Below are 5,702 nucleotides of genomic sequence, written 5' to 3'. Positions count from 1 at the left end.
GCGCACGGGTCGTAGTGCCGCGCGGGCTGATTCAGGTACCGATCGGTGTTCTCGCCAGTGTGGCCGCCACGTCGGCGGCTCGGCGCGCCTGGTCGGCGGTGACCGGCTCGTGGGTGATGAACAGCCGGTGGAACAGCGGTGCGACCGCGAGCCGGATGATCTCGGCGGCGTCGACCTCCGGGTCGACCTCGCCGCGCGCGACCGCCCGCGCCACGATCGCCGCCGCCTCGCCGTGCCTCGCCGCGTAGAAGTCGCGCAGCGCGGCGGCCGCATCGGGGTGCTGCATCCCCGCTGTAATGAAAGCTGTTGCCACCGAACCTGATTCGGGATCGGTGAAGCCCTGTCGGAGCAACTCGGTCAGCGCACGGAGATCGCCGGTGAGGGTGCCCGTATCGGGGATCGGCCATGGCTGTTCCGAGGCGCGCTCGAGCGCGTCCGCGACGAGCCCCTCCGGGCCGCGCCAGCGCCGATAGACGGTGGTCTTGTGTACCCCGGCTCGCTGAGCGACGGCTTCCACGCTCAGGCCCTGGTAGCCCCGCTCGGCGAGTTCGTCCGCCGTCGCGTCGAGAACGGCTTCCCTGACTCGGGCGCTGCGTCCGCCGGGACGTCGTTGCGGTTCCAAAAACAACTCCTGTTGCGTTAGCTGTCGCGGTTTTGTAGTGTTAAAGCTACACGAGTTGCGATTGGAGCACTGTTTGACCACTCAACTGTCCCTGCGCGGAGTATCGAAGTCCTATGCGGACCGGCCCGTGCTCGACACCATCTCGGTCTCGATCCGCCCCGGCGAACGCGTCGGGATCGTCGGCGAGAACGGCGCAGGCAAATCGACCCTCCTCCGCCTGCTCGCCGGGATCGCTCGACCCGACGCGGGCACGATCACCGTCACCGCCGAGGGCGGGATCGGTCACCTCGCGCAGACCCTGCCCGGCGAAACAGTCGGTGCGGCCATCGAACTGGCGCTGGCCGAACTACGCGAACTCGAGGCGGGCATGCAAGCCGCCGCCGAAGCGCAGGACATGGACCGCTTCGGGGCGTTGCTCGCCCGTTTCGAGGCGCGCGACGGTTACGCCGCCGACGCCAGGGTGGACGCGTCGATGCACGGACTCGGAGTGGCGGGTATCGGCCGTGACCGCCCGCTCGACAGCCTGTCCGGCGGCGAGCGTGCCCGGCTCGGGCTGGCCTGCCTGCTCGCCGCCTCGCCGGAAGTGCTCCTGCTCGACGAACCGACCAACCACCTCGACGACGCCGCGCTCACCTGGCTGGAACATCGCCTGCGCACCCATCAGGGGACAGTCGTGCTGGTCTCGCACGACCGGATCTTCCTCGATCGGGTGGCCACCGCGGTGCTCGAAGTCGCCGACGGCGCGTTGACCCGCTTCGGCGGCGGCTACACCGGATTCCTGACGGAGAAGGCGGCCGCGCGCATTCGCTGGGAACAGGCCTATGCGCAGTGGCGCAGCGAGATCGGGCGGCTCGAGGAGTTCGCCACGAGCACTGCCCAGCAGGTCGCGCCGGGTCGCGCGATGACCGACAACAACAAGATGGCCTACGACCGCAACGCCGGGCGGGTGCAGAGCTCGGTCGCCTCGCGGGTGCGCAACACCGCCGAGCGGTTGCGCCGGCTGCGCGAGGATCCGGTGCCGCGACCGCCTGAACCGTTGCGGTTCCGCGGCCGATTCACGGCGGGGACCGGCGTGGAGTTCCACATCGGCGGGCTGACGCTCGGCCCGCGCGAGCGGCTGCTGATCCATGGACCCAACGGCGCGGGGAAGTCGACCCTGCTCGACGCGATCCACGCGACAGCACCGGGACGTATCGGATACCTGCGCCAGGACGAGAGTTTCGATCCGGCCCGAAGTGTCACCGACACTTACGGATTCGGGCGCGAAGCATTGCTCGCGACCGGGCTGTTCGCTCCCGAACTGCTCGATCGCGAGGTCGGTACTCTCTCGGAAGGTCAGCGGCGCAGGCTCGCGCTGGCCCGTGTGCTCGCCGGTGAACACGACCTGCTGCTGTTGGACGAGCCGACCAACCACCTGTCGCTCACCTTGGTCGACGAAGTGGAACGGGCGCTGAGCGAGTATCGGGGCGCGGTGGTCGTGGTGTCGCACGACCGGGCGCTGCGCCGTCGTTTCCGGGGAATACAGAAGGGAATTGAGGACTTTGGCTGAGATCGTGCAAGTGATCGACGTGCCCGGCGCTCCGTACGGGATCACCGTCGGGCCCGATGGGGCGCTGTGGTTCACGCTCGTGACGCAGGGCGTGATCGGACGTCTAGCGGAGGGGCTCGTGCGGTCCTATCCGCTCGCGCAGTCCGACGGACAACCGACGGTGATCGTCGCCGGTTCCGATGATGCCCTGTGGTTCACCGAGTTCCAGGGTGGTCGGCTCGGGCGGATCACCGTCGACGGTGCGGTGACGAGCAGGTCCATGGCAGGTCCCTACGGTGCGTGCGTCGGGCCGGACGGTGCGCTCTGGTTCACCGAATTGCAGGCGGGTCGGGTCGGGCGACTTGCCGCGGACGGCACCCTCACCCGCGTCGAGATCGACGGTATGCCCTCGATGATCACGTCGGGGTCCGATGGGGCGCTGTGGCTGACGGTGAACCAGGGCAACGCGATCGCCCGCGTCGACACCGACCTCGCGCTGCGCGTCTACCCGCTCCCCACGCCTTCGGCCGCGCCGGTCGGCATCACCGCGGGCCCCGACGACGCACTGTGGTTCACCGAAATCGGCGCGGGTGCGATCGGGCGCATCGACCTCGACGGCAACATCGCCGAGTTCGCCCTCCCGGCGACCGACGCTCGCCCGCACGCGATCGTGGCAGGCCTCGACGGTGCGCTGTGGTTCACCGAGTGGGCGAGCTGCCGTCTCGGGCGGATCACCACCGACGGCACGATCACGCACCTCGACCTACCGGGCGCCGAACCGCACGGACTCACCGTCGACGCTGCCGGAGATCTCTGGGTAGCGATGGAATCCGGTGCGCTCGTGCAGGTTTCTCCGTAACGGCGTCCGTGTCGGTGACCTAGGGCGTGGTGAGTGCCTTGACGACCGCGGTACCGAAGCCGAGGTCGTTGCTCGTCGGCATGCGGGTGTAGGTGCCGCCGGTCTGGTCGGCGAGTGTCTGCAGGGTTTGGGTGCCCTGGCCGCCGACCACGACGATGTCGATGCGAATGGGCTTGCCCGACTTGGTCGCCGCGGTGATCTCCTCGACCAGCGCGGTGCCGGTCAGCGTCGAATCGTCGTCGGGACCGTCGGTGATCAGCAGAATCGAATTCGTGCGACCGGGGGAGTAACCGGCCACCGCGGCGCGGTAGGCGGCGAGCAGGCTCGGGTACGCCTGATCCGCGGTGAGCTGGCTCGGTTTCACGGCGGTGACCGCCGAGCCGACCGCGTTGCGCTGGGAGTCGGTGAGCAGCTCGGTGGCCGCCTGCACCTTGTAAGGGGTGGTGCCGTCGAGGTTCTTGCCGAACGTCCACAGGCCGAGCCCGAAGTCGGGCGGCATCACCTGCAGTGTGGAGGCGACGGCGGCAATCGCGTTCGACAGCCGGGTGGTCGAGCCCTCGGCGGTACCCATCGACGACGACACGTCGAGCAGGACAGTCGCGTTCACCCCGAGGACGGGGTTGGCCAGCGTCGACAGCACCTTCTCCAGTGCCGCGCGCGGCGGATTGGCCGGTGCCGAACCGATCGCGGGCCCGAAGCCCTCGGTGGCGAGCGCACCCGCCTGCTCCGGTGCCCGCAGGAAGTCGATGAACCGCGACGCGATCAGATTCTGGGTCTTGTCGACCCACGGCCCCGACAGCAGCGCGGCGGGATAGTCGGCCAGCGGCGCGCTACCGATCGGCCGGAAAGCGGTGAGTCCGCCGGTGCCGAGCTGCTGCTGGGTCGCGGCGACCGCGTGCACGTCGTCATCGGTGGGATTCGCGCTGATCTCCGACATGGCGGTCATCAGGTCGGCCGGTGTCTGCGAGCCCGCGGCGAGCCCGGAGATCGCGGCGACGACCTGCCCCGACTTGGCGGCCTGCTCGGTCAACGGTTCGGTCCCCGAGATCGCGGCGCCGATAGACGCGGCGGCGGCGGTCGTGGCGTCACCGGCGGGCAGTGCCATGTGCAGCCCACCCCAGCCGGACAGGCCGACCTCGTCGAGTGAGCCCTGCTGCAGTCGTGGCAGGTCGGCCCAGGAGATCTGGTGCTGTTCGAGCGCTTGGCGCAGGGCATCGGGCACGGCCAGCACGATCGGGCTGGTGGCGATCGAGGCGGGCGTGCCCTCGATCAGGCCCGGCACCCGAACCAACTCGATCGACCGGCTCGAATCGGCGATCCACAGCCCGGGCTGCGGACCGAGGCCCGGATCCCACTTCGTGGTGTCGGCGAGAGCGGTGACCAGCGCGCTCGACGGGCGTGCCGACACCTTCACCTGCGCGCAGTGGTCACGCACCCGCGGCTTGGTCGCGTTGAACCGGTCGGCCGCGGCGCGCACCGGCCCCGCGATCGCCGGATCGACGGTGACGTCGAGCTGCGCGGCCCCCTCGACGCACTCGGCGGCGGCGGCGACATCGGTGGTCGCGGCACGATCACTGAGCTGGAACCAGGCGAAGACGGCGACGATCACCAGGATGAGTGCCGATACTGCGATAACCGGACCCTTGCTGATACTTCGAGAACTGGTCCCGTTGCGATGCGTACCCACGCGGCAAGTTTAAGGACACCGCGCGCAACCGCAGCACAGCGCATCCCGATGCGCATCGCCGCAGGTCACAGCATGCGGTATGAGGGGTCATCCCCGGTCGAGGCAGTCCGTGCAACTGTGCGGTGCGTGCCGAACGCGCAGAGCCGGGTGCCACCTCGGACACCCGGCTCGGCCGGTCAAGCGCGAATCACGCGGCCGCGATCGTATTCACGACCACCCCACACCCCTGACTGACCCGTCTGCGCCGCGTACTCGGCGCACCCCGCGAGCAACGGGCACCCGGCGCAGATCTTGCGTGCGTAGTCGAAGTCCTGCGACGGGTAGGGGAACCACGCCTCGTGGTTGGGGTCACCACGGCAGGCGGCGCGGTGCCACTGCCCCGAATCGGACAGGGTCAGCAGTTCGGTCAGTGCGAGGTCGGTGGTGGTCACGGCGCGTACTCCTTCCAGATCCGGCGCTGCTTGCGAGCGAGCGGGTCGGGAGCCTTGGGCTCCCACAGCAGCCGCATCCCCGCCTCTTCCGGGGTGCGGTCGGCCTTGCCTGTATTGCACGGTGCGCAACAGGCGACGAGATTGCTCCAGGTGTTCGGTCCGCCTCGGCTGCGCGGGCGGATGTGGTCGACGGTGTGCGCCCAGTCGGCGCAGTAGCCGCACCGGTACTTGTCGCGCCGCAACACCCCGGCCAGCGTGGCGCGGCTGTCGTCACCGATCGGCGCGACGTGCGCCAGGTAGACGTAGCGCACCAGCCGGATCGTCTCCGGCAACGCCATGACCAGATGCTGCGAGCGGATCGGGAACCGCGGTGCCCGCTCGATCACGGTCTCGGCCGCGCCGCTGATCAGCAGTGTCACGGCCCGATCGGCGGTGATCTCGTCGAGGGCCTCGTAGCTGGCATTCAGCACGAGCACCCTCGTGTGTATCCAGGTGTCGGAAGCGGGCGCCGTCGGGTCGACGGCATGACGAATCATCATGGGAATCACCATGTTTCGAGAGAAGTGAACGTCAGG

General features: G+C 69.3%; 6 protein-coding genes. 2 read left to right on the top strand and 4 right to left on the bottom strand.

The window, feature by feature from the left end:
• Nucleotides 1–31: 31 nt before the first annotated feature.
• A complete protein-coding gene (locus tag ACFVJ5_RS09255) occupies nt 32–622 on the bottom strand; it encodes a TetR/AcrR family transcriptional regulator (protein WP_379219361.1) in 591 nt (196 codons plus the stop codon).
• A gap of 73 nt (nt 623–695) precedes the next feature.
• On the opposite strand from ACFVJ5_RS09255, the gene ACFVJ5_RS09250 reads away from it, so the two are divergent.
• Both ACFVJ5_RS09250 and ACFVJ5_RS09245 read left to right on the top strand, forming a co-directional pair.
• The gene (locus tag ACFVJ5_RS09250) at nt 696–2,171 is read left to right on the top strand and encodes an ABC-F family ATP-binding cassette domain-containing protein (protein ID WP_379219360.1); all 1,476 of its coding nucleotides are present in this window, start codon (nt 696–698) and stop codon (nt 2,169–2,171) included.
• On the top strand, nt 2,155–3,009 hold the full coding sequence (locus tag ACFVJ5_RS09245; protein WP_379219359.1) for a virginiamycin B lyase: 855 nt from the start codon (nt 2,155–2,157) through the stop codon (nt 3,007–3,009). The genes ACFVJ5_RS09250 and ACFVJ5_RS09245 overlap by 17 nt, the downstream gene beginning before the upstream one ends.
• Before the next feature lie 19 nt (nt 3,010–3,028).
• On the opposite strand, the gene ACFVJ5_RS09240 is transcribed toward ACFVJ5_RS09245, so the two are convergent.
• From ACFVJ5_RS09240 to ACFVJ5_RS09230, 3 genes are all read right to left on the bottom strand, one after another.
• The gene (locus ACFVJ5_RS09240; RefSeq protein WP_379219358.1) at nt 3,029–4,696 is read right to left on the bottom strand and encodes a VWA domain-containing protein; all 1,668 of its coding nucleotides are present in this window, start codon (nt 4,694–4,696) and stop codon (nt 3,029–3,031) included.
• 176 nt (nt 4,697–4,872) lie between these two features.
• A complete protein-coding gene (locus ACFVJ5_RS09235; RefSeq protein ID WP_378991918.1) occupies nt 4,873–5,127 on the bottom strand; it encodes a WhiB family transcriptional regulator in 255 nt (84 codons plus the stop codon).
• Nucleotides 5,124–5,666, bottom strand: a complete 543-nt coding sequence (locus ACFVJ5_RS09230; protein WP_379219357.1) for an HNH endonuclease — start codon at nt 5,664–5,666, stop codon at nt 5,124–5,126. Before ACFVJ5_RS09230 ends, ACFVJ5_RS09235 begins: the two co-directional genes overlap by 4 nt.
• Nucleotides 5,667–5,702: the final 36 nt, after the last annotated feature.

This window comes from Nocardia sp. NPDC127606 (genome assembly GCF_042671725.1).
Taxonomy (GTDB): Bacteria; Actinomycetota; Actinomycetes; order Mycobacteriales; family Mycobacteriaceae; genus Nocardia.
This window is presented reverse-complemented; position numbering and strand designations above follow the sequence as displayed.

Coding starts and splice junctions, on each gene's coding strand:
- ACFVJ5_RS09230 (WP_379219357.1), bottom strand. CDS start 5,666: ATGATGATTCGTCATGCCGTCGACCCGACGGCGCCCGCTTCCGACACC.